We start from the raw sequence: 22189 nt of genomic DNA on the forward strand, positions 1-22189 counted from the left end.
CCGACAAATCCCAAACAGGACAGCCGAAGCGTCAGTCAGTCGATGAGTCAGACCCACCGGCAACATCACCACGAACATCATCACTGTCAGTCGACGGCGCAGCCCGAGGCGGCCACCGGCAGCGGGGCCGGGACGCCGAGGGTGGGGATGCCGAGCATGACGCCCTGGGGCTGGGCCGGGGCGGCGTTGCGCTTCTCCCAGGCGTCGCCCGCGCGGGTGCGGCGCACGGCGGTGGTCGGGCCCTCGGCCAGCAGGTGGTGCGGGGCCGCGTAGGTGATCTCCACGGTCACCACGTCGCCCGGGCGGACCTCCTCGTCCGGCTTGGTGAAGTGGACCAGGCGGTTGTCGGGGGCGCGGCCGGACAGGCGGGCGGTGGCGCCGTCCTTGCGGCCCTCGCCCTCGGCGACCATGACCTCCAGGGTGCGGCCGACCTGCTTCTTGTTCTCCTCCCAGGAGATCTCCTCCTGGAGGGCGACCAGGCGCATGTAGCGGTCCTGGACGACCTCCTTGGGGATCTGCCCGTCCATCTCGGCGGCCGGGGTGCCGGGGCGCTTGGAGTACTGGAAGGTGAAGGCGCCGGCGAAGCGGGCCTCGCGGACCACGTGCATCGTCTGCTGGAAGTCCTCCTCCGTCTCGCCGGGGAAGCCCACGATGATGTCGGTGGAGATCGCGGCGTGCGGAATGGCGGCGCGGACCTTCTCGATGATCCCGAGGAAACGCTCCTGCCGGTAGGACCGGCGCATCGCCCGCAGGACCGGGTCCGAACCCGACTGGAGCGGCATGTGCAGCTGCGGCATCACGTTCGGGGTCTCGGCCATGGCGGCGATGACGTCGTCGGTGAAGTCCTTCGGGTGCGGGGAGGTGAAGCGGACCCGCTCCAGGCCCTCGATCTGCCCGCAGGCGCGCAGCAGCTTGCTGAAGGCCTCGCGGTCGCCGAGGTCGGAGCCGTAGGCGTTGACGTTCTGGCCGAGCAGGGTGATCTCCGAGACGCCCTCGGCGACCAGGGCCTCCACCTCGGCGAGGATGTCGCCGGGACGGCGGTCCTCCTCCTTGCCGCGCAGCGCCGGGACGATGCAGAAGGTGCAGGTGTTGTTGCAGCCGACGGAGATGGAGACCCAGGCGGCGTACGCGGACTCGCGGCGGGTCGGCAGGGTGGAGGGGAAGGCCTCCAGCGACTCGGCGATCTCGATCTGGGCCTCCTCCTGGATGCGGGCGCGCTCCAGGAGGACGGGCAGCTTGCCGATGTTGTGCGTGCCGAAGACCACGTCGACCCAGGGGGCCTTCTTGACGATGGTGTCGCGGTCCTTCTGGGCGAGGCAGCCGCCGACGGCGATCTGCATGCCGGGGCGCTTGGTCTTCATCGGGGCGAGCCGGCCGAGGTTGCCGTAGAGCTTGTTGTCGGCGTTCTCGCGCACCGCGCAGGTGTTGAAGACGACCACGTCGGCGTCGCCGTCGGAGCCCTCGGGGGCCCGGACGTAGCCGGCGTCCTCCAGCAGACCGGAGAGCCGCTCGGAGTCGTGCACGTTCATCTGGCACCCGTAGGTGCGCACCTCGTAAGTTCCCTTGGGGTCCACCACTGCCGGGCTCCGGTCGCTGCTGCTGGTCATGCAACAAGGGTAGGCGGTGCCGGACGGCCCCCCGTCCCCCCTCCGGCGCAGGCCCGGGTCCGGGGCCGGACGGCCGGGCGGCCACGGCCCGGCGGGCGGGCCGTGAGCGCGGCGGGCGGGCCGTCGGCGGGACGGGCGGGCGGGCCGTGACAGGACGGGCGGGCTGGTGGGAGGATCGCGGGCATGCCCCTCGTACCACCCCGTGTCAGCCCGCGCCGCCTCCTCGTGGGGCTGGCCGCCGTGCTGGCCCTGGCCGGGGTGCTGCTGTGGTGGCTGCGGCCCTTCGGGGAACCCGCGCTCACCGGGAAGCTCACGTTCAGCACGGGCGTCCGCACCGGCGTCTACCACCGCTACGGGCAGCTGCTGGAGCAGGCCCTCGCGCAGGACATGCCCGGGGTCAAGGTCCGGCTGGAGCCCAGCGAGGGCTCCCAGCAGAACCTCCAGCGGGTGGCCTCGGGCGAGGCGGACTTCACCATCGCGACGGCGGACGCGGTCGCCAAGTACCGGGCCGACGGGAAGCCGGGCGCGGAACAGCTGCGCGGGGTCGCCCGGCTCTACGACGACTACGTCCAGCTGGTGGTGCCGGCCGGGTCGCCGGTGCAGTCGGCCCGTGACCTGCGGGGCAAGCGGGTCGCGGTCGGCCAGGAGGGCTCGGGGGTGCGGCTGGTCTCGGACCGGCTGCTGCGGGCGGCCAAGCTGGACCCGGCCCACGACATCACCCCCGTCGCCATCGGCATCGACACCATGCCGGCGGAGCTGGAGGCGGGGCGGATCGACGCCTTCTTCTGGTCGGGCGGCCTGCCGACGAACGCGGTGCGCGAGCTGTCGGAGCGCTTCGACATCCGGCTCGTCCAGCTGGGCGACCTGGTGGAGCAGCTCCAGGCCAGCGGGACCCCCGCGCGCTACTACCGTGCGGCGGTGATGCCGCAGGACGCGTACGCGCGGGCCCGCAACACCTCGTCGGTGGCCACCCTGGCCGTACCGAACCTGCTGGTCACCAAGGAGGGGACGGACGCCCGGCTGACCGAGCAGTTCACCCGGACGGTGATCCTGAGCCGGGACCGGATCGGGCACGAGGTGCACGCGGCGCAGCTGGTGGACCTGCGGACGGCGATCTACACCGATCCGCTGGACCTGCACGAGGGGGCCCGGCGGTACTACCGCTCGGTCAAGCCGTAGCGCGCCGTCAGCCGGCGGGCGCCAGCATCCTCGCGGCGGCCGCCGCGCCGATGAGCCCGGCGTGGGTGCCCAGGGCGGCCGGGACGACCCGGAGGTCCTGGACGAAGGACAGGGTGGCGTACGAGGCGAGGTGGCGCCGGACCGGCCCGAAGAGGGTCTCCCCGCTGGCGGCGACCCCGCCGCCGATCACCGCGATGTCGGTCTCGACCAGGGTGGCGGTGGCCGCGATGGCGGCGGCCAGGGCGCGCCCGGCGCGGTCGAAGGCGGCCAGCGCCACCGGGTCGCCCGCCGCGGCGGAGGCGGCGACGCCCGCCGCCGTCGGGTCGGGGCCGGTCCAGCCCTGGGCGAGGGCCCAGCGGGCGATGGCCGTGCCGGAGGCGAGGGATTCGACGCAGCCCCGGCCGCCGCAGGCGCAGGGTTCGCCGTCGAAGGCGACGCTGATGTGGCCGATGTGACCGGCGTTGCCGGTGGGGCCGGTGTGGAGCCGGTCGTTCAGGACGAGGCCGCCCCCGACCCCGGTGGAGACCACCATGCACAGGGCGTTCGCGTACCCCCGGGCGGCGCCGAGCCAGTGCTCCGCCGCCGTCATGGCCACCCCGTCGCCCGCGAGGACGACCGGGACGCGGGCCCCGCGGGCACCCAGCTCGGCGGCGACCCGCTCCTGGACGGGGAAGCCGCGCCAGGCGCCGATGTTGACCGGGCTGACCGTGCCCCGCGAGGTGTCGACCGGGCCGGCGCTGCCGATGCCGCAGCGGACGGCCCGCTCCCACTCGGGGTCTTCGGACAGCTCGGCGATGACCTCGGTGACCGCCGCCATGACGGCCTCGGGGTCCGTTCCGCGCGGGGTCGGGCGGCGGGTGGCCGCGGTCATCGAGCCGTCGGGGTGGACCAGCGCCCCGGCGATCTTCGTCCCCCCGATGTCGATCGCCACGGCCGGGCCGTCGGCCTCGGCCGCGGCGGACGCCGCCGCGGCCGCGCGCGGGGTGGGGAAGGCTGAGGTGGGGGTGGTCACGGGCACTCCTGAAAAGGGGTCGGATTTCAGTATGCGGCCGGCGGCGGGGCCGTACTCCCGCGGGGTTCCAGCCGGGGCAGCTCGCTGTCCCGGACCCGGGGCGGGGCGCCGGCGAGGACGGAGAGCAACTCCTCGGCGGCGAGCCGGCCGAACCCGGCGGTGTCCCGGACCAGGGCGGTGAGCGGGGGGTGCGTGACCCGGCACAGGGCCGAGTCGTCCCAGGCGACGATGGAGAGCCGCCCGGGCACCGGGATGCCCAGTCCGGCGGCGACCGCGCTGCCCGCCACCGCCATCACGTCGTTGTCGTAGACCAGGGCGGTGGGCGGCTCCGGCTCGGCGAGGACCCGGCGGGTGGCGGCGGCGCCCTCGGCGTCGGAGTAGTCCGTGGGCACCGAGCGCACCCGGCCCGGCGGGATCCCGAGCCGCGCGGCCCCGGCGCGCAGGGCCTCGATCCGGCGGGCGGTGTGGGCGAGGCCGGGCAGGCCGGCGATGTGGACGATGCGCCGGTGGCCGAGCCCGTGGAGGTGGTCCAGGACCTCGGTCATGGCCCGGGCGTCGTCCGCCCGGACGGCCGCGAGCACGGGCCGCCCGGCGGCGTCGGCGTCCCCCGCGTCCCTCCCGCCCCCGGCCTCCCCGGCCGGGCCGTCGGCCGTACCGGCACCACCGGCACCACCGGCACCACCGCCACCACCCGCACCGCCGCCTATCACCACCGCCGGAAGCCCCAGCCGGGTCAGCAGGGCCGGGCGCGGGTCCGTGGTGCGGGGGTCGACGACGAGGACCCCGTCCACCCGGCGCTCGGCCCACCAGCGGCGGTAGACGGCGCATTCGGCCTCGACGTCCTCGACCACCTGGAAGAGCAGGGCCGTCCCGGCGGCCGAGAGCGCCTCCTGTACGCCGGAGACCAGCCGCAGGAAGAAGGCCTCGGCACCGAGGGTGTGCGCGGGGCGGGCCAGGACCAGCCCGACGGCGCCGGAGCGTTCGCCGGACAGGGCCCGGGCGGCGCTGTTGGGCCGCCAGCCCAGCTCCTCAGCGACCCGGCGGACCCGGGCGCGGGTGTCCTCGGAGACGCCCGGTCGGCCGTTCAGCGCGAAGGAGACGGCGCTCTCCGACACCCCCGCCCGGCGGGCGATGTCCTTGATGGTGGGTCTGCGGGCCATGGCCGTGCCTGCCTCATCCCTCGGTGGCGGGGTCGACGTGGTCGACGTGGACTGCGTTGGCCGGACCGTACGCGATCCGGCCCCCGCCGTCCGCACCGGCGGCGGGCCGCGACGGCTCCGGGACCGGCCTGAACCGCCCTGCCCCTTTCCCTGCCCGAGCCGGTACGCGCGCCCGTACTAAACCGCATTAGCGACGACGGGTTCACCTGCCCGCAACCGGTGCGCCGAAACGGCTGAAGCGCATAAGTCACCCGCCCGCCGGAATTCGGCCGAAGGCCGTCCGAGGCCCTGTTGACTTCCTGCGGACCGGCCCGGAAGTTTGTGGGCGTCCGGCGAATTCCCCTTGAACTCCGGGACCCCACATGGACCGCGCCGCCCACCCCCGCACCGTGCGCTTCGGCGCGAACTACACCCCGACCCGGGGCTGGTTCCACCACTGGCTGGACTTCGACCTCGACGAGGTCCGGGCCGACCTCGACTCGGTGGCCGCGCTCGGCCTGGACCACGTACGGGTCTTCCCGCTGTGGCCGCTCTTCCAGCCGAACCGGACCCTGATCCGGCCGCGCGCCGTCGAACAGCTCGTGGCGCTCGCCGACGCGGCCGCCGAGCGCGGGCTCGACGTGGCGGTGGACGGCCTCCAGGGACACCTCTCCAGCTTCGACTTCCTGCCCGCCTGGACCCGGACCTGGCACCGCCGGGGCCTGTTCACCGATCCGGACGTGACGGCCGGTCAGGAGGAGTACCTGCGCACCCTGGCCGCGGCCCTCGCCGACCGGCCGAACTTCCTGGGCATGACCGTCGGCAACGAGGTCAACCAGTTCTCCGACGCCCCCCACCCCGACCCCGACCGGATCACCGCCGCCCAGGCCGGGCGGTGGCTGGAGCGGATGCTGGCCGCCTGCGAGGAGGGCGCCCCGGGCCGGTTCCACCTGCACGCCGAGTACGACGCCGTCTGGTACCGGGACGGGCACCCCTTCACCCCCGCTCAGGCGGCCCGGCTGGGCGCGGCCACGGCCGTGCACTCGTGGGTGTTCAACGGCACCGCGCAGCGCCACGGCCGCACCGGCACGGCCACCGAACAGCACGCCGCCTACCTGATCGAGCTGGCCAAGGCCTGGGCCGAGGACCCGCACCGCCCGGTGTGGCTCCAGGAGGTGGGGGCGCCGGCGCCGCTGGTGCCGCCCGAGCACGCGGCGGAGTTCACCGAGGCCACCCTGGCGGCCGCGCTGGACTGCCCGGGCCTGTGGGGGGTGACCTGGTGGTGCTCGCACGACGTGTCCCGGGAGCTGGCGGACTTCCCGGAGCTGGAGTACGGGCTGGGCCTGCTCACCTCCGGCCGCCGGACCAAACCGGCCGGGGCCGCCGTCGCCCGGATCGCGAGAACCCTGCGGGGCCGGGAGCACCGCCCGGCCGTACGGTCCACCGCGCTCGCCCTGGACTCCGGCTCGCCGCGGTCGGCCTGCGCGCCGGGCGGCGCGTTCTTCGAGGCATGGGCGGTGCTGGCGGCGCGCGGGGTGCGGCCGGCGGCGGTACGGGAGGAGGACGCCGGGAACCCGGCCCGGCTGGCCGCGCGCGGCATCACCGAGGTGCTGCGCGTACACGACGTCCTGACCTGACCGGACCTGACACGGGCCGACCCTAGTCCGCCCCCGACCCCGCCCCCGACCCCGAGGAGCCCCCGCATGTCCGAACCCGGCAACGGCGCCGGTCCTCGTCCCGCCGCCCCCTTACCCCCGGCGCGCCGCGCCGTCCTGGCCCTGGGCGCCGGGGCCGGAGCGGCCGCCCTGCTGCCCCCGGCCGGCCGCGCGGCCGCCGCCACCCCCACCCCCGAGGCCGAAGCCGGCACCCTGGCCCCGTACGCCTCCTACTGGTTCCCCGACTCCCTCCCGGCGGGCGCCCCCGGGCCGGGCGTCGTCTGGCGCTCCCTCAGCGAGTGGAGCCCGCACTCGGATCCGGACCTGGCCCACAACACCGCGAGCGTCCCCCTGGCCCCGCGCTTCACTCCCGTCCCGGCGAACCGGGACGCCCGCGCGGGCCAGGCGCGGATCACCTCCCTCGTCTCCTTCGGGCCCACCTCCCGCAACCCCTCCCAGGGCTCGGCGAACGCCGACTCCTACGCGCTGACGCACTGGGCGTACCTCGACGAGCTGGTGTTCTGGGGCGGTTCGGCCGGCGAGGGCCTCGTCCTCGCGCCGAACGCGCCCGTGGTCGACGCCGCCCACCGCAACGGGGTCCGGGTCCTCGGCAACGTCTTCCTGCCGCCCGTCGCCTACGGCGGCGACCTCCGCTGGACCCGGGACCTGGTCCGGCGCGAGCCCGACGGCCGGTTCCCGCTCGCGGAGAAGCTGGCCGAGGTGGCGGTGGCGTACGGGTTCGACGGCTGGTTCGTCAACGCCGAGACGGACGGCGGCGACAGCGCGCTGGCCGGCCTGATGCGGGGGTTCCTGCGCGCGCTGCGGGCCGCCGGGGAGCCGCACGGGCTGCGCATCACCTGGTACGACGCCATGAACAGCACCGGGGCGGTGGGCTGGCGGGGCGCGCTCGACGAGCTCAACCGGGAGTTCTTCGAGGACCGGGCGGGCCGGGTCGCGGACACGATGTTCGTGGACTTCCGCTGGACCCCCGGCTCCCTGGCCGCCTCGGGCGACCTCGCCGAGCGGCTGGGCCGGTCCCGGCACGAACTGTGGGCGGCCGTGGACGTGGAGTCCAGGGGCTGGGACGCCGTGGTCGACTGGGACGCGATCGTGCCGCGCGGCCGCGACCACGTCGTCAGCCTCGGCCTCTACCGGCCCGAGTGGACCCGCGAGCACCTCGCCGACCGCTCCCCCGGCGCCTTCCACCGCGCCGACGACCGGTTCTGGACGGGCGCGTCCCTGGACCCGGCCCGGCCCGCGCCGGACGCGCCCTGGCGGGCGCCGGCGGCGTCCGTCGCCGACCGGTCCACCGTCGGCGGGCTCCCGTTCGCCTGCTCCTTCAACACCGGGCACGGGCTGCGCTGGTACGAGGGCGGCGCCGTGGTGTCCGACGCCCCCTGGAGCCATCTCGGGCTCCAGGACCGGCTCCCGGGCCGCCGCTGGGTGGTGGAGACCGAAGGCGAACGCCCGGACGTGTCCCTGGACTTCGCGGACGCCTGGCGCGGCGGCTCCAGCCTCCTCGTGACGGGATCCCCCACCGCGCCCGCCGCCGTCGGCCTGCACGCCGTCCGGCTGCCACTGGTCCCCGGGGCGGTCGCGGAACTGGTCCACTCGGGCGGCCCCGTGGACGTCGAGCTCGGGGTGGCCGTCCGAGAGCCGGCCGCACCGGGCGCCCCGGTCCCGTACACCTGGCTGGGGGCCGGCACGGCGGACGGCGCCGGGGGCTGGCGGACCTCCCGGATCCCCCTCGCGGCGCTGGCCGGGCAGACCGCGCACGCCCTCGCCGTACGGATCACCGCGCGCGGTACGACGCCGGTGTCCTGGCGGCTCGGAGCCCTGTCGGTACGCGACACCACCGCCGGGCGGCACCCGGCCCCGCCCTCGCACCTGCGGGTCGACGCCTCGGCCCGCCGGGGCCCGGAGGCCGAGCTCCGCCTGTCCTGGCGCCGGGCGGCCGGGCCGGTCCGGCACTACGAGCTGCTGCGCCGCCTGCCGGACGGCACCCGCCGCTTCCTGGCCGGCACCTGCGGGACCGCCCTGTACCTGCCGCGCCTGGAGCGGGCCGGGCGGGAGCGGGCGGCCGCCCTCGAACTGCGGGCCGTGGACGAGACGTACACGGCCTCGGCGCCGGCCCGGGCCGGCTTCCCGTGGTGAGGGTTCAGCCGCCGTCCGGGCCGGTGCGCGGTACGGCCACCGTCACGCGCAGCCCGTGCGGGGTGTTCTTCGCGTAGGAGAGGGTGCCGCCGCCGGTGGCGAGCAGGGCGCGGGAGATGGACAGGCCCAGTCCGGAGCCCTTGACGTTCTGGTGGCGGCCGCTGCGCCAGAAGCGGTCGCCGACCCGCTGGAGCTCCTCCTCGGTCAGTCCGGGCCCGCGGTCGGCGACGACGACGAGGGCGCTGCCGCCCTCCGCGGAGACGGACACCTCGACCTCCTCGCCGGCCGGGGTGAACTTCAGGGCGTTGTCGATGACGGCGTCCAGGGCGCTGGACAGGGCGATGGGGTCGGCCCAGCCGGTGACGGCGGAGCGGCCCGTCTCACTGAGCCGTACGCCCTTCTCCTCGGCGTACGGCCGCCAGGAGGCCACCCGCTCGGCGGCGAGGGCGCCGATGTCGGTGAGGCTGATCTCGGCGGAGGCGTGCTCGGCCAGCGCCAGGTCGAGGAGGTCGTCGAGCACCTGGGCGAGGCGTTTGCCCTCAGTGCGCACGGAGGCGATCTCCTCGTTTCCCTCGGGGAGTTCGAGGGCGAGGAGCTCGATCCGCAGGAGCAGCGCGGCGAGCGGGTTGCGCAGCTGGTGGGAGGCGTCCGCGACGAACGCCCGCTGCTGCTCCAGTACCTCTTCGACGTTGTCGGCCATCTCGTTGAACGAGCGGGCAAGGCGTCTGAGTTCCGGGGGGCCGCTCGCGGCGGCGACGCGGGAGTTCATGCGTCCGGTGGCGATGCCGTGGGCGGCGGCGTCCAGGGTGCGGACGGGCTTGAGCACCCAGCCGGTCAGCCGCAGCGCGGCGCCGAAGGCGACCAGCATGGCGGCGGCGAGCCCGGCGGCGATGAGCAGCCAGCCGTGCAGGATCCGGGCGCGCATCTGGTCGGTGGGGGATTCGGTGGCGACGACGGCGACGACGTCGCCGTCGAGGACGACCGGGGAGACCACGAGGAGCTTGCCGTTGACCTGCCAGGGCCAGACCTGTCCGGGGTCGTGGCTGCGGCGTCCGGCGAGGGCCTCCTCGAAGGAGCGCCGGGCCTCGCCGGAGTCGGGCAGCTGCCACCAGCCGGGGGCGCGGACCATGGCGTTGTCGTCGCGGTAGAAGATGCCGACGCGGATGCCGTACAGCTCCTGGTAGCGGGCGAGTTCCAGCTGGAGGGTGTCGCGCCGCTCGTCGGCGCCGGTGGCGCCGGAGCCCTCGGCGTCGATGACGAACTGGGCGAGGGCGGCGAAGCGGGCGCTGTCGTCGATCCGGTCGACGACCACCTTCTGCTGCTGGGCGGCGGCGAGGCTGACGGCGAGCGGGAACCCGAGGGCGAGCAGCACGCCCGCCATCAGGACGACGAGGAGCGGGAGCAGGCGGGCGCGCACGGCGGGGCCCCGCTAGGGCGCTGCCGGGGTGACGAGCCGGTAGCCCACCCCGCGGACGGTCTCGATGAGGGCGGGCATGCCGAGCTTGGACCGGAGCGAGGCCACGTGCACCTCGAGGGTGCGGCCGGTCCCCTCCCAGCTGGTCCGCCAGACCTCGCTGATGATCTGCTCGCGCCGGAAGACCACCCCGGGCCGCTGCGCGAGCAGGGCCAGGAGGTCGAACTCCTTGCGGGTGAGGGGGACGTCGCTTCCGTTGACGGTGACGCGCCGGGTGGGCAGCTCGACGGCGACCGGGCCGAGCCGGACCAGGCCGGGCTCGCCCGCGGCCGCACCGGGGGCGGCGGGCTCCTCGGTGGTGCCGGTGCGCCGGGCGACGGCGTGGATGCGGGCGAGGAGTTCACCGGTGTCGTACGGCTTGACCACGTAGTCGTCGGCGCCCATGTTCAGGCCGTGGATGCGGGAGCGGACGTCACCGCGGGCCGTCACCATGATCACGGGGGTGCTGGTGCGCTTGCGGATCTTGCCGCAGACCTCGTAGCCGTCCTGGTCGGGCAGGCCGAGGTCGAGCAGGACCACCCCGAAGGGTTTGGCCCCGGCGGGCAGCAGGGCCTGGAGGGCCTCCTCGCCGTTGCGGGCGTGGGTCACCTGGAAGCCGTGCCGGGCGAGGATCGCGGACAGGGCGGCGGCGACGTGGTCGTCGTCCTCGACGAGCAGCAGTCTCATGGTCGTCCCCCTCTCCTTCTCTCGCTCTTCGGTTTCCGTTCGCGTGGCAGATGGCCACCATGCATCCACGCCGATGAAGAGTCCCACGTCAAGGGGGTTCCGGTCCGGCGAGTCTTCCGTTATGCACCCGGTACGCGTACACCGTGCCCGCGCGGGCCCGCCGCACGGAGCGTATCGGGGCGAGTCCCTATCGTTATCCTCAATTCTCGCTCAGATGTCGTGACGGTGTGCGCGCCTCGTCACTACTGTCCTGCCAACCGACGGAGGACGGAGCAAGAAGCCGATGAGCGGAGTATCAGTGGCCAAGGACGCGCAGGACGCGGCGGGCGCCGCGGACGGCCTGGTCGTACTGAGCAACGTCAACAAGCACTTCGGCGCGCTGCACGTGCTTCAGGACATCGATCTGAGCATCGCCCGCGGCGAGGTCGTCGTGGTGATCGGTCCTTCGGGATCGGGCAAGTCGACGCTGTGCCGGACCATCAACCGGCTGGAGACCATCGACTCGGGCACCATCACGGTCGACGGGAAGGAACTGCCCTCCGAGGGCAGGGAACTGGCCCGGCTCCGCGCCGACGTGGGCATGGTCTTCCAGTCGTTCAACCTGTTCGCGCACAAGACGGTGCTGCAGAACGTGATGCTGGGTCAGCTGAAGGTCCGCAAGACGGACCAGGCGGCGGCGATGGAGAAGGCGAAGTCGCTGCTGGACCGCGTGGGCGTCGGCTCCCAGGCCGACAAGTACCCGGCGCAGCTGTCCGGCGGCCAGCAGCAGCGCGTGGCGATCGCCCGCGCGCTGGCGATGGACCCGAAGGTGATGCTCTTCGACGAGCCCACCTCGGCCCTCGACCCGGAGATGATCAACGAGGTGCTGGAGGTCATGCAGCAGCTCGCCCGCGAGGGGATGACGATGGTGGTCGTCACGCACGAGATGGGCTTCGCCCGCTCGGCGGCCAACCGGGTCGTCTTCATGGCCGATGGGAAGATCGTCGAACAGGCCGCTCCGGAGCAGTTCTTCAGCGCCCCGAAGAGCGACCGCGCCAAGGACTTCCTGTCCAAGATCCTGCACCACTGACGCCCGCGTCTGGTAGTGATCCGGTCGACGGCCCACGCCGTCGCACACGACGTGTCCAGCTCGTCGTTCAACAACGTCTCACCTGAGGGAAGTTCACCATGAAGGTTCTCAAGGCCGGCGCGGCAGTGGCCACGGCCGTCGTCCTCTCGCTGACGGCGACCGCCTGTGGCGGCGGCAGCAAGGACAGCGCGAGCGACGCGGGCACCTCCGGCGGCGGCAAGTCGGACAAGATCGCCATCGGCATCAAGTTCGACCAGCCCGGCCTGGGCCTGAAGACCCCCGACGGCAAGTACGAGGGCTTCGACGTCGACGTCGCCACGTACGTCGCCAAGGAGCTCGGCTACCAGCCGGACCAGATCGAGTGGAAGCAGGCCATCAGCGCCGAGCGCGAGAACCTGATCTCCAACGGGGACGTGAAGTTCATCGCCGCGACGTACTCGATCAACGACAAGCGCAAGGCGAAGGTCGACTTCGCGGGCCCGTACTTCCTGGCCCACCAGGACCTGCTGGTCCGCGCCGACGAGACCGGCATCACCAAGGTCGAGGACCTCAACAAGAAGAAGCTCTGCTCCGTCACCGGTTCCACCTCGGCGCAGAACGTCAAGAAGGACCTGGCCCCCCAGGCGGACCTGCTCGAGCAGGGCGGCTACTCCGAGTGCCTCACCGCGCTGGAGAACAAGAGCGTCGACGCGCTCACCACGGACGACTCGATCCTCGCCGGCTACGCCGCGCAGGAGAAGAACAAGGGCAAGTTCAAGCTCGTCGGCCTGAAGATGAGCAACGAGAACTACGGCATCGGTCTGAAGAAGGGCGACAAGGACCTCCAGACCAAGATCAACGCCGCGCTCAAGAAGATGGTCGCCGACGGCAGCTGGGAAGCGGCCGTGAAGAAGAACCTCGGCCCGGCCAACTACAAGAACGAGCCTGCCCCGCAGATCACCGAAGGCAGCTGATTTCCCGGTGAGGTGCGCGCCGCCGCCCGCCCGTCCGCGGGCGGCGGCGCGCCCCGCCGGCCATCCTGGGGAGAGCGCAGGGCATCGTGTTCGACTTTCTTGATTCCGGGCAGTACGACCTGCTCGGAGCCTTCTGGGTGACGGTTCAGCTCACCCTCTACTCGGCGGCGGGTTCCCTCGTGTGGGGCACCGTCCTGGCCGGGATGCGGGTCAGCCCGGTCCCGCTGATGCGGGCCTTCGGCACCGCGTACGTGAATCTGGTCCGCAACACCCCGCTGACCCTGCTGGTCATCGCCAGCTCCCTGGGCCTCAGCCAGACCCTCGGCTTCAGCATGGGCGGCAGCACGTTCAAGGAGACCGGGTTCCGGCTCGCCGTCCTCGCGCTGACCGCCTACACCGGCACCTTCGTCTGCGAGGCGCTGCGCTCGGGCATCAACACCGTGCCCGTGGGGCAGGCCGAGGCCGCCCGCGCGCTGGGACTGAGCTTCTTCCAGGTGCTCACCCTGATCGTGCTCCCCCAGGCCTTCCGGGCGGTCATCGCGCCGCTCGCCAACGTACTGATCGCCCTCACCAAGAACACCACGGTGGCGGCGGCCATCGGCGTGGCCGAGGCGGCCCTGCTGATGAAGGAAATGGTCGAGAACGAGGCGGACGCGCTCTTCGCCGTCTTCGGGATCTTCGCCCTCGGTTTCTGCCTGCTGACCCTGCCCACCGGTCTGCTGCTGGGCTGGGTGGCCAAGCGAGTGGCGGTGAAGCGATGAGCTCGGTGCTGTACGACGTCCCCGGCCCCAAGGGCAAGGTCCGCAACTGGATCTACACGGCCGTCTTCCTGGTCCTGTTCGCGCTCGCAGCCTGGTGGATCCTGTCCGTCATGGCGGACAAGCAGCAGCTCGACGCCGACAAGTGGAGCCCGTTCGTCACCGACGGCCGGATCTGGACCACCTACCTCCTCCCCGGCCTCGGGGAGACCCTGAAGGCTGGCGCGATCGCCATGGTGATCGCCCTGCCGCTGGGCGCCCTGCTGGGCATCGGCCGGCTCTCGGACCACGCCTGGGTGCGCATCCCGGTCGGCGCGGTCGTCGAGTTCTTCCGCGCCATCCCGGTGCTGATGCTGATGCTCTTCGGCTACGCGTTCTTCGTGAAGTTCGTGCCCGCCGTGGCCTCCGACTTCCGTCCGGTGTACGCGGTGGTCACCGGCCTGGTGCTGTACAACGCTGCGGTCATCGCCGAGATCGTCCGCGCCGGCGTGCTCTCCCTGCCGCGCGGCCAGACGGACGCCGCCAAGGCGATCGGCATGCGCAAGGGCCAGACCATGGTCCACGTGCTGATCCCGCAGGCCGTCACGGTCATGCTGCCCGCACTGGTCAGCCAGCTCGTGGTCATCCTCAAGGACACCGCGCTCGGCGGTTCGCTGCTCGGCCTCACCGACCTGCTCGCCGCGAACCGGCAGATCTCGGCGAACTACAGCAACACCATCGCCACGCTCGTGGTGGTCGCCCTGATCTACATCGCGGTGAACTTCGCCCTCACCTCCTTCGCCTCCTGGATGGAGGGCCGGCTGCGGAAGTCGAAGAAGGGCACCGGCACCGTGCTCGCCGTGGCCGAGGTCGACGACCTGGCCACCGGGGCCAACTCGGCGGGTGGAGCGTAGGGGGCTGACGTCCGGTCAGTCCGGCATGATGCGTAGCCTGTGTGGTGGGGCGGAGCTCTCCGCCGCACCACACTGCTTTGTCCGGACCGGGGTCACTTGACGCCGGAACCTCCAGTGGGTTGCATACGTTCTGTGATCACATACCGGACATCGGGAGCCGCATCATGGACCCGGTGATCGTCGTCGGCTCGGGCCCCGTCGGACTCTCCCTGTCCCTCGCCCTGGCCGGCCACGGCGTGCCCTCCGTCCTCCTCGACGAAGGGCCCGGCAAGGACGAGCCCCGGCCCGCCCGCAGCGTCGTCCTGCACTCCGACACCGCGGCCATGGTCCACCGGCTGGGCTGTACGACCCTGCGCGACGAGGGCGCGCGGTACGCGGCCTGGCGCACCATGAGGCGCCGTCAGGAGTCCGGGCGGATCACCTTCGAGGACCACCCCGCCCCCCTGCACCTCCCGCAGCACGCCCTCACGCGCGGGCTGCGCGCCGCCGCCGTGGACCACCCGCTGATCCAGCTGGTCACCGACTCCAAGCTCGACTCCCTGGAACAGGACGGGCACGGGGTCACCGCCCACACCCGGGGCGCCGAGACCACCTGGTGGCGCGGCAGCCACCTGGTCGGCTGCGACGGCGCCCGCTCCACCGTCCGCAAGCTGCTCGGCATCCGCTTCCCCGGCCGGACCGCCGTCGAGCGGCACGCCGTGGCCGCGCTGCGCGCCGAACTGCCCTGGCCCGGCGAGGCCTTGCTGCACCGCAACCCGCCGTCGGGGCCCGAGGAGATCACCGCCCGGCCGCTGCCCGACGGGGTCTGGCGGCTGGACTGGCTGCTGCCCGCCCGGGGGGAACTGGTCACCCCGGACTCCCTCGTCACCCTCATCCGCGACACCCTCGCGCTCTGGTGCGGGGGCAGCACTCCCCCGTACGACCTCATCGACACCGGGGTGCACACCCTGCACCACCGCCTCGCGCGGCGCTGGCGTGACGGGCGGGCCTTCCTCGCCGGGGACGCGGCGCACCTGCTGGGCGCACTCGGCACCCAGGGCGTCGAGGAGGGGCTGCGCGACGCGGAGAACCTGGCCTGGAAGCTGGCCCTGGACTGGCACCAGGGCGCCTCCGACGCCCTGCTCGACAGCTACGAGGGCGAGCGGCGCACCGCGGTCGCCGCCCGGCTGCGCGCCGCCGACCAGGCCCTGCCCGCCCTGCGCGGCGGGGGCGGCCTGCGCACCCTCCTGCCCGGGTCGGGGCGCTCCGCCGAGGCCCTGCTGACCGACGGGCACCTGGGGCGGGGTCCGCTGGGCGGCCGCCCGGTGTACGCCCCGCCGGTGGCCGTACGGGAAGTGCCGACGGACACGGAGCCGGGCGGGCCCGTGGCGAACGTGCCGGTCTCCGCGCCCGACGGGTCCACCGTCCCGCTGCGCGACCTGCTCGGACGGGGACGGCTGCTGGTGCTGCTGGTCGCACCGGGCACCGGGGTGTGGGACCGGCGGCACTGGCTGGGCGCCGGGCTGATGCCCCGGCTCGCGGCGGCCGTGACGGCGCTGCCGGTGCCGGCGGACCTGCTCGTGGCGGACGGCTACCCGGGGGCGCCGGCCCACACCGTGCTCCTCGTACGGCCCGACGGGCACCTGGCCGCGACCTTCGCGGGGGTCCGCCCGGCCGAGCTGTACGCGGCCGCGGACGCGGTCCGGGCCGGCGCCCCGGCCGGCGCTCCCGCCACACCCGCCCCTGTGATCGATTGACCGCCCTCGGGCAGTCGTGGTTCACTCGCCGACATGACCGGCAACGACGTACGCCTGTGGCGGAGGGTTCACATGGACCTGCTCCGCTACGCGGGCTGCGTGTGTCGCCCCTCCTGCTGATTCGCCCCCTCCCCGCGCGCCCCGCCGCCCTTCCGGGCCCGCGCGCCCTTTTCGCGAACCCCAGGACGGTCACCACCCCATGTCTGCCTCCGTGTCCACGCACGCCCCCGCCCGCCCCTCCGCCCCCACGGCGGCGGAACTCCTCGACTTCGCCCTGCGCACCGCCGCCGACCCCGCGATCGTCGACTCGCTCCCCCTCGACCCGGAGGGCCGGACCTGGATCCGGCTCGACGGCCCGGGCGGCAGCGAGGCCTGGCTGATCGGCTGGCCGCCCGGCACCGGCACCGGCTGGCACGACCACGCCGAGTCCCGGGGCGCGTTCGCGACCGCGCGGGGCCGGCTCACCGAGCACTCCCTGACCGTCCGGCTGCCCTCCGAGGGGTGGCGGAACCTGGAACTGGCCGGGGACGTGGACCGCACCCGCAGCCTCGGCGCGGTGACGGGGCGGGCGTTCGGCGAGCACCACGTCCACGAGGTGCTCAACGCGTCCGAGACCGAGCACGCGATCTCGGTCCACGCCTACTACCCGCCGCTCCCGCTGATCCGCCGCTACAGCCGCAGCGGGCCGGTCCTGACGCTGGAGCACGTCGAGCGCCCGGCGGACTGGCAGTGAGCGGGCCGGGCCCGGTGGGCATCGACGAGCTCCTGGAGCGGGTCCGCGCGACGTACGCCCGCATCGGCCCGAGGCCCGCGTACGAGGCGTGGCGGGACGGGGACGCCCTGCTGGTGGACATCCGCTACCAGGCGCTGCGCGAGCGGGACGGGGTGATCCCGGGGGCGGTGGTCGTGGAGCGCAACGAACTGGAGTGGCGGCTGGACCCGCAGGGCTCCCACCGCCTCCCGGAGGCCGTCTCGCACGAGCTGCGGGTGGTGGTGATCTGCAACGAGGGCTACGCGTCCTCGCTGGCGGCGGCGTCGCTCCACGCGCTGGGGCTGCGCCGCGCGACGGACCTCACGGGCGGCTTCCAGGCCTGGCGCGCCGCCGGGCTCCCGACCGCTCCCGCGTAGGTACTCCCCGCCCCGCCCTTCGCCCGTTCCCCGGAGCTCCGCCCCGGACCCCCTTGCGCTCAAACGCCGCGCGGGCTGTCTATAGCCCCGCCGGCGTTTGAGGCGCGGGGGTCTGGGGGCGGAGCCCCCAGGAGGCCCCGCCCGGGGTCACGCCGACGTCGCCGCGTCCACCGGGCGCCGTCGTAGGGCCAGGCGGCCCGGGAGGGCTACCGCCGGGAGGGCCAGGAGGGCGGCCGCTCCGGCCACCCCCGCCCACACCACCGGCAGCACCGTCGGCGCCGCCGACCCCGTCATCCCGACGCTGAACCCCGTCAGCACCGCCGCCGCGATCCCCGACCCCAGCACCACCCCCGTCAGCAGCACCCCCACCGCCTCGGCGCGCAGCATCCGCAGCACCTGCCGCCGCTGCGCCCCCGCCAGCCTCAGCAGGGCGAACTCCCGGAACCGCTCGGCCGTGGACATGGCCAGGGTGTTGACCACCGCGATCGCGGTGAAGGCCAGGACCAGGCCCATCGCCAGCAGGTTGACCTCCGCCCCGGCCGCGTCCCGCCGCTCCCGCGCCGCGTCCGCCTGGGCCGCCGACAGCACCGACACCCCCGTCGCCCCCGCGGCGGCGGCCAGCCGGTCCCGGTCCACGCCCGGCTCGGCCGCCACCAGCACGCTGCCCGCCAGGGGGTTGTCCACGTGCGCGGCGACCAGCCCGTGCGGCAGGGTCACATCACCGAAGCCGAGCCCCCGCGCGTACACGGCGGAGACGGTCAGCGTCACCGGGGTGCCGTCCCCCAGGGTCAGCCGCAGCGGGCCGCCCGGCTTCAGCCCCAGCTGTTCGGCGGCGAGTTCGCTGACCGCCGCCCGGCCCTCGCCGAAGCCCTCCAGGCTGCCGGCGGTGACCGCCGGGTCCCAGGTGCGGGTCAGTCCGGCCGGGGTCACGCCCTGCGCCGCGTACTTCGTCAGGCCAACCCGTACCGAGGTGCGCACCACCTCGGTGACGGCCGTGACCCCGGGCGTGCGGCGGACGCGTTCGGCCGCCTCCGGGCTGACTCCCGGTCCCCGCGCGCCGAGCACCCACGCGGCCCGTACGCCCTCGCGGGCCTGCGCCCGGCCCGCGTCGCCGAGGGTCGGGGTGATGAAGAGCACGGTGCAGGTCATCGCGGTCAGCAGGGTGAGCGGGGTGACGGCGGACGCCATGCGGGTGGCGTTGCCGCGCAGGTTGGCGGTGGCCAGCCGGCCGCCGGGGCCGGTCAGCGCGAGCGGTCCGGCGAGCAGCGCGGCCGCGCCCCGCACCAGCAGCGGGCCGAGCAGCGAGACGGCGCCGGCCAGGACGACCACGGCCAGGAAGGTGACCGGCGTCGACGCCGGTTCGGTGCGCAGCGAGCCGAGTACGACGACCAGCACGGCCCCGCCGGCCAGCAGGAGCAGTCCGGCGACGGTGCGGGCCCAGGCGGGGCGGGGCCGCTCGACGGCCGCTTCGGCCAGGGCCTCGGCGGGGCGGATCCGGGCGATGCGCCGCCCGGTGATCCGGGCCGCGGCCCAGCCCCCGAGGAGGGTCGCCGCGACGGCCGCGATCATCGGGAGGATCCCGGCGGTGCGTTCCAGGGTGGCGGGCACGGCCCCGGTGGCGACGAAGCGGCCGTGCAGCCAGGCGGCCAGCGGGAGTCCGGCGAGGGCTCCGGTGATCCCGGCGGCCAGGGCGACGAGGAGCGCCTCCCGGCCGAGCATCCCCCGCAGCTGCCGGGGGGTGGCGGCGACGGCCCGCAGCAGGGCGAGTTCGCGGTGGCGCTGCTGGACGGAGAGGGCGAAGGTGCCGGCGACCACGAGGATCGCGACGAGGAGGGAGGTGCCTCCCATGGCGCCGCCCATGGAAACGAGCCTGGTGCGGGCGCCGGCGGCGTCGAGGAACTCGACCGGGCCGCGGTCGTCACCGGTGGAGACCCGCGCGGTGGTGCCCTCCAGGGCCCGGGCGATCCGGGCGGCGAGCTGCCCGGCGTCCACGCCGGCGCCGGGGAGCACGCCGATGGCCGAGACCCGCCCGGCGCGGGCGGCGAGCCGCTCGGCTTCGGCGTCGGTGAAGAAGAGCGCGCTCTGGTGGCCGAGGCCGCCGGAAGCGGCCCGCGCCACGCCGCTGACCGTGTAGGTCTTCGGGTCGCCGGTGGACTGCACGGCGAGCCGGGCCCCGGCCGCGAGGCCGGCCCGGGCTGCCAGGTCGCGGTCGATGACGACCTCGTCGGCGTCCGCGGGGGCGCGGCCTTCGGCGAGGGTGAAGGGGGTGAGCGCGGCGGAGGTCCAGGCGTGCCCGTACGAGGGCTTCGGCGTGCCCGCGGCCCCGGCGGCCAGCGGGACGGCCTGGAAGGTGAGCTCGGGGACGGCCCGTCCGACGCCGGGGACGGAGCGGACGGCCTCCACGGCGGAGGCCGGCAGCCAGGCCCGTTCGGCGACGGGCTTGGCCTTGTGCTTTGTCTTGGTCTTGCCCTTCTTCTCCGTGACCGTGGTCGCGTGGACGTTCTGGTCGGCGGAGACGAGGACCGGGGTGCCCGCGTAGCGCTCGGTGGCGATCCTCCCCCGGAGCCCGGTCTCCAGGAGGGTGCCGCAGGCGGTGATCAGGGCCGCCGCGCACAGCAGGGCGACGAAGGCTCCGAGGAAACCGGCTCTGCGGTGCCGGACGGTCCGAAGGGCGTAGCGCAGCATCATGCGGTCAACTCTGTCGGCGGGAGCCCCTCCCGGCACTGGAGTGCCCCGGCCTCCCGGCCGGGGGGCTACCCCCACCCCCTGCGGGGGTCAGTCCCCGGGGTACCCCAGGTCATCGGCGTCCTCGCCCTCCGTCTCCAGGGCGCGGCGCACCACCCGCAGGGCCATGCCCTCCGGGTACCCCTTGCGCGCGAGCATCCCGGCCAGGCGCCGGATCCGCTTGTCGCGCTCCAGCCCCCGGGTCGAGCGGAGCTTGCGCTCCACGAGCTCCCGGGCGGTCTGCTCCTCCTGCTCGGAGTCCAGCTGTTCCAGCGCCTCCTGGACGAGGGTGGTGTGCACCCCCTTGGTCCGCAGCTCCTGCGCGAGCGCGCGGCGGGCCAGGCCCCGGCCGCGGTGGCGGGACTCGACCCAGGCCCCGGCGAAGGCGGCGTCGTCGATGAGGCCCACCTCCTCGTACCGGGACAGGACCGACTCGGAGACCTCCTCGGGGATGCCCCGCTTCGCCAGGGCGTCCGCGAGCTGCCGCCGGGTGCGCGGCATCCCGGTGAGCAGGCGCAGGCAGATCGCCCGCGCCTGCTCCTCGGGGCTCTGGGGCGGCAGCTCCTGGCGGGCCTCACGGCCGCCCCTCGCTCTGCCGCCCCTCTCCCGCTCTTCCCGCACGGTCAGCTCTTGGCCACGGCGGCCTTGGCCGCCGGCTTGGCCTTCGACGCCGGGGCGGGCACGGAGGCGTCGGCCGACGCGGTGGCCGCGGCCGCCTCGTCGCCCTCGGCGTCCTTGGCGTCCTTGCGCACGCCGACGCCCAGCTTCTCCTTGATCTTCCGCTCGATCTCGTTGGCGAGGTCGGGGTTGTCCTTCAGGAAGTTGCGGGCGTTCTCCTTGCCCTGGCCGAGCTGGTCGCCCTCGTACGTGTACCAGGCTCCGGCCTTGCGGATGAAGCCGTGCTCCACGCCCATGTCGATCAGGCCGCCCTCGCGGCTGATGCCCTGGCCGTAGAGGATGTCGAACTCGGCCTGCTTGAACGGGGGCGCGACCTTGTTCTTCACGACCTTGCAGCGGGTGCGGTTGCCGACCGCCTCCGTGCCGTCCTTCAGGGTCTCGATGCGGCGGATGTCGATGCGTACGGAGGCGTAGAACTTCAGCGCGCGGCCACCGGTCGTGGTCTCCGGCGAGCCGAACATCACGCCGATCTTCTCGCGGAGCTGGTTGATGAAGATCGCGGTGGTCTTGGACTGGTTCAGCGCACCCGTGATCTTGCGGAGCGCCTGGCTCATCAGACGGGCCTGGAGACCGACGTGGGAGTCGCCCATCTCGCCCTCGATCTCCGCCTTCGGCACGAGCGCCGCGACGGAGTCGATGACGATCAGGTCGAGGGCGCCGGAGCGGACCAGCATGTCGACGATCTCGAGGGCCTGCTCACCGGTGTCCGGCTGGGACAGGATCAGGTTGTCGGTGTCGACGCCGAGGGCCTTGGCGTACTCGGGGTCGAGCGCGTGCTCCGCGTCCACGAAGGCGACGGTGCCGCCGGCCTTCTGCGCGTTCGCCACGGCGTGCAGCGTCAGGGTCGTCTTACCGGAGGACTCCGGGCCGTAGATCTCGACCACGCGGCCGCGCGGCAGACCGCCGACGCCGAGGGCGATGTCCAGCGCGGTCGACCCGGTGGGGATGACCTCGATGGGGTCGTTCGGCTTGTCGCCGAGGCGCATGACCGCACCCTTGCCGAATTGCCGTTCAATCTGTGCGAGCGCGGCGTCGAGAGCCTTCTCGCGGTCGGTGCCTGCCATGGGTTCCACCCGGTTTGCTTGAGTCGATCGCTTCACGCCATTGACGCTAACGCCTGCCACTGACAATGCGCTTCCACGCCCGGTTCGGCTGTGGATAACTCATCAGAATGGATGTTCGATTTCCCTGTCAAGCCGACCACGCCGCCCCCCGCAACCCCTTCGCACCGAAGGCGGAACGGCCCCCACCGCCCCCGGCCAGGCCTTCCTCCGGAACCAACGACGCCGACGCCGGAAGGGCTCCGCCCTGTGGCGCGCGTCACATCCCCCGGACGTCACGCCCGGCCGGTCCGGACTGTCCCC

General features: G+C 74.1%; 18 protein-coding genes and 1 pseudogene. 11 read left to right on the forward strand and 8 right to left on the reverse strand.

Going from position 1 to position 22189, the window contains the following annotated elements; all coding sequences use genetic code 11:
• Window positions 1-86 precede the first annotated feature (86 nt).
• The gene (gene miaB / locus AB0O29_RS22570; RefSeq protein WP_365154013.1) at window positions 87-1607 is read right to left on the reverse strand and encodes a tRNA (N6-isopentenyl adenosine(37)-C2)-methylthiotransferase MiaB; all 1521 of its coding nucleotides are present in this window, start codon (window positions 1605-1607) and stop codon (window positions 87-89) included.
• Window positions 1608-1790: 183 nt separating this feature from the next.
• Between miaB and AB0O29_RS22575 the strand changes: the two genes are divergently transcribed.
• On the forward strand, window positions 1791-2786 hold the full coding sequence (locus tag AB0O29_RS22575; protein ID WP_365154015.1) for a TAXI family TRAP transporter solute-binding subunit: 996 nt from the start codon (window positions 1791-1793) through the stop codon (window positions 2784-2786).
• 7 nt (window positions 2787-2793) lie between these two features.
• On the opposite strand, the gene AB0O29_RS22580 is transcribed toward AB0O29_RS22575, so the two are convergent.
• Both AB0O29_RS22580 and AB0O29_RS22585 read right to left on the reverse strand, forming a co-directional pair.
• Window positions 2794-3717 (reverse strand): ROK family protein, encoded by a 924-nt coding sequence (locus AB0O29_RS22580; RefSeq protein ID WP_365154060.1) that lies wholly within the window; start codon window positions 3715-3717, stop codon window positions 2794-2796.
• Window positions 3718-3824: 107 nt separating this feature from the next.
• Window positions 3825-4958 carry a LacI family DNA-binding transcriptional regulator gene (locus tag AB0O29_RS22585; protein ID WP_365154017.1) on the reverse strand — a complete coding sequence of 378 codons (1134 nt, stop codon included), beginning with the start codon at window positions 4956-4958 and terminating at the stop codon, window positions 3825-3827.
• Window positions 4959-5320: 362 nt separating this feature from the next.
• Between AB0O29_RS22585 and AB0O29_RS22590 the strand changes: the two genes are divergently transcribed.
• Window positions 5321-6574, forward strand: a complete 1254-nt coding sequence (locus AB0O29_RS22590) for a glycosyl hydrolase (protein WP_365154019.1) — start codon at window positions 5321-5323, stop codon at window positions 6572-6574.
• Between the two features lie 66 nt (window positions 6575-6640).
• A complete protein-coding gene (locus AB0O29_RS22595) occupies window positions 6641-8746 on the forward strand; it encodes an endo-beta-N-acetylglucosaminidase (protein ID WP_365154021.1) in 2106 nt (701 codons plus the stop codon).
• A 4-nt stretch (window positions 8747-8750) separates the two neighbouring features.
• On the opposite strand, the gene AB0O29_RS22600 is transcribed toward AB0O29_RS22595, so the two are convergent.
• Window positions 8751-10163 carry a HAMP domain-containing sensor histidine kinase gene (locus AB0O29_RS22600; RefSeq protein ID WP_365154022.1) on the reverse strand — a complete coding sequence of 471 codons (1413 nt, stop codon included), beginning with the start codon at window positions 10161-10163 and terminating at the stop codon, window positions 8751-8753.
• A 12-nt stretch (window positions 10164-10175) separates the two neighbouring features.
• Window positions 10176-10886 (reverse strand): response regulator transcription factor, encoded by a 711-nt coding sequence (locus AB0O29_RS22605; protein ID WP_365154024.1) that lies wholly within the window; start codon window positions 10884-10886, stop codon window positions 10176-10178.
• Window positions 10887-11169: 283 nt separating this feature from the next.
• On the opposite strand from AB0O29_RS22605, the gene AB0O29_RS22610 reads away from it, so the two are divergent.
• From AB0O29_RS22610 to AB0O29_RS22645, 8 genes are all read left to right on the forward strand, one after another.
• Window positions 11170-11955 carry an amino acid ABC transporter ATP-binding protein gene (locus AB0O29_RS22610; protein WP_365154026.1) on the forward strand — a complete coding sequence of 262 codons (786 nt, stop codon included), beginning with the start codon at window positions 11170-11172 and terminating at the stop codon, window positions 11953-11955.
• 98 nt (window positions 11956-12053) lie between these two features.
• Complete coding sequence (locus AB0O29_RS22615) at window positions 12054-12908, forward strand: glutamate ABC transporter substrate-binding protein (protein ID WP_365154028.1); 855 nt, start codon at window positions 12054-12056, stop codon at window positions 12906-12908.
• Window positions 12909-12994: 86 nt separating this feature from the next.
• Window positions 12995-13669, forward strand: coding sequence for an ABC transporter permease subunit (locus AB0O29_RS22620; protein WP_365154030.1), 675 nt, complete (start codon window positions 12995-12997; stop codon window positions 13667-13669).
• On the forward strand, window positions 13666-14559 hold the full coding sequence (locus AB0O29_RS22625; protein ID WP_365154032.1) for an amino acid ABC transporter permease: 894 nt from the start codon (window positions 13666-13668) through the stop codon (window positions 14557-14559). The genes AB0O29_RS22620 and AB0O29_RS22625 overlap by 4 nt, the downstream gene beginning before the upstream one ends.
• Window positions 14560-14723: 164 nt before the next feature.
• Window positions 14724-16295, forward strand: coding sequence for an FAD-dependent monooxygenase (locus tag AB0O29_RS22630; protein ID WP_365154034.1), 1572 nt, complete (start codon window positions 14724-14726; stop codon window positions 16293-16295).
• A gap of 33 nt (window positions 16296-16328) precedes the next feature.
• Window positions 16329-16415: a putative leader peptide gene (locus tag AB0O29_RS22635; RefSeq protein ID WP_311318651.1), complete on the forward strand. Its 87-nt coding sequence runs from the start codon at window positions 16329-16331 to the stop codon at window positions 16413-16415.
• A gap of 79 nt (window positions 16416-16494) precedes the next feature.
• On the forward strand, window positions 16495-17028 hold the full coding sequence (locus AB0O29_RS22640; protein WP_365154036.1) for a cysteine dioxygenase: 534 nt from the start codon (window positions 16495-16497) through the stop codon (window positions 17026-17028).
• Window positions 17025-17423 (forward strand): rhodanese-like domain-containing protein, encoded by a 399-nt coding sequence (locus tag AB0O29_RS22645; RefSeq protein WP_365154038.1) that lies wholly within the window; start codon window positions 17025-17027, stop codon window positions 17421-17423. Before AB0O29_RS22640 ends, AB0O29_RS22645 begins: the two co-directional genes overlap by 4 nt.
• 147 nt (window positions 17424-17570) lie before the next feature.
• Here the strand turns inward: AB0O29_RS22645 and AB0O29_RS22650 are convergent, their stop codons facing one another.
• The 3 genes and pseudogenes from AB0O29_RS22650 to recA form a co-directional block, all read right to left on the reverse strand.
• Window positions 17571-20111 carry an ABC transporter permease gene (locus AB0O29_RS22650; protein ID WP_365154040.1) on the reverse strand — a complete coding sequence of 847 codons (2541 nt, stop codon included), beginning with the start codon at window positions 20109-20111 and terminating at the stop codon, window positions 17571-17573.
• A gap of 87 nt (window positions 20112-20198) precedes the next feature.
• Window positions 20199-20882: pseudogene (gene recX, locus AB0O29_RS22655) on the reverse strand (recombination regulator RecX); the annotation flags it as partial.
• A complete protein-coding gene (gene recA / locus AB0O29_RS22660) occupies window positions 20771-21889 on the reverse strand; it encodes a recombinase RecA (RefSeq protein ID WP_365154042.1) in 1119 nt (372 codons plus the stop codon). The gene recA and the pseudogene recX, both read right to left, overlap by 112 nt.
• Window positions 21890-22189 lie beyond the last annotated feature (300 nt).

This window comes from Streptomyces sp. NPDC089915, from assembly GCF_040684675.1.
In the GTDB taxonomy this organism is placed as follows: domain Bacteria; phylum Actinomycetota; class Actinomycetes; order Streptomycetales; family Streptomycetaceae; genus Streptomyces.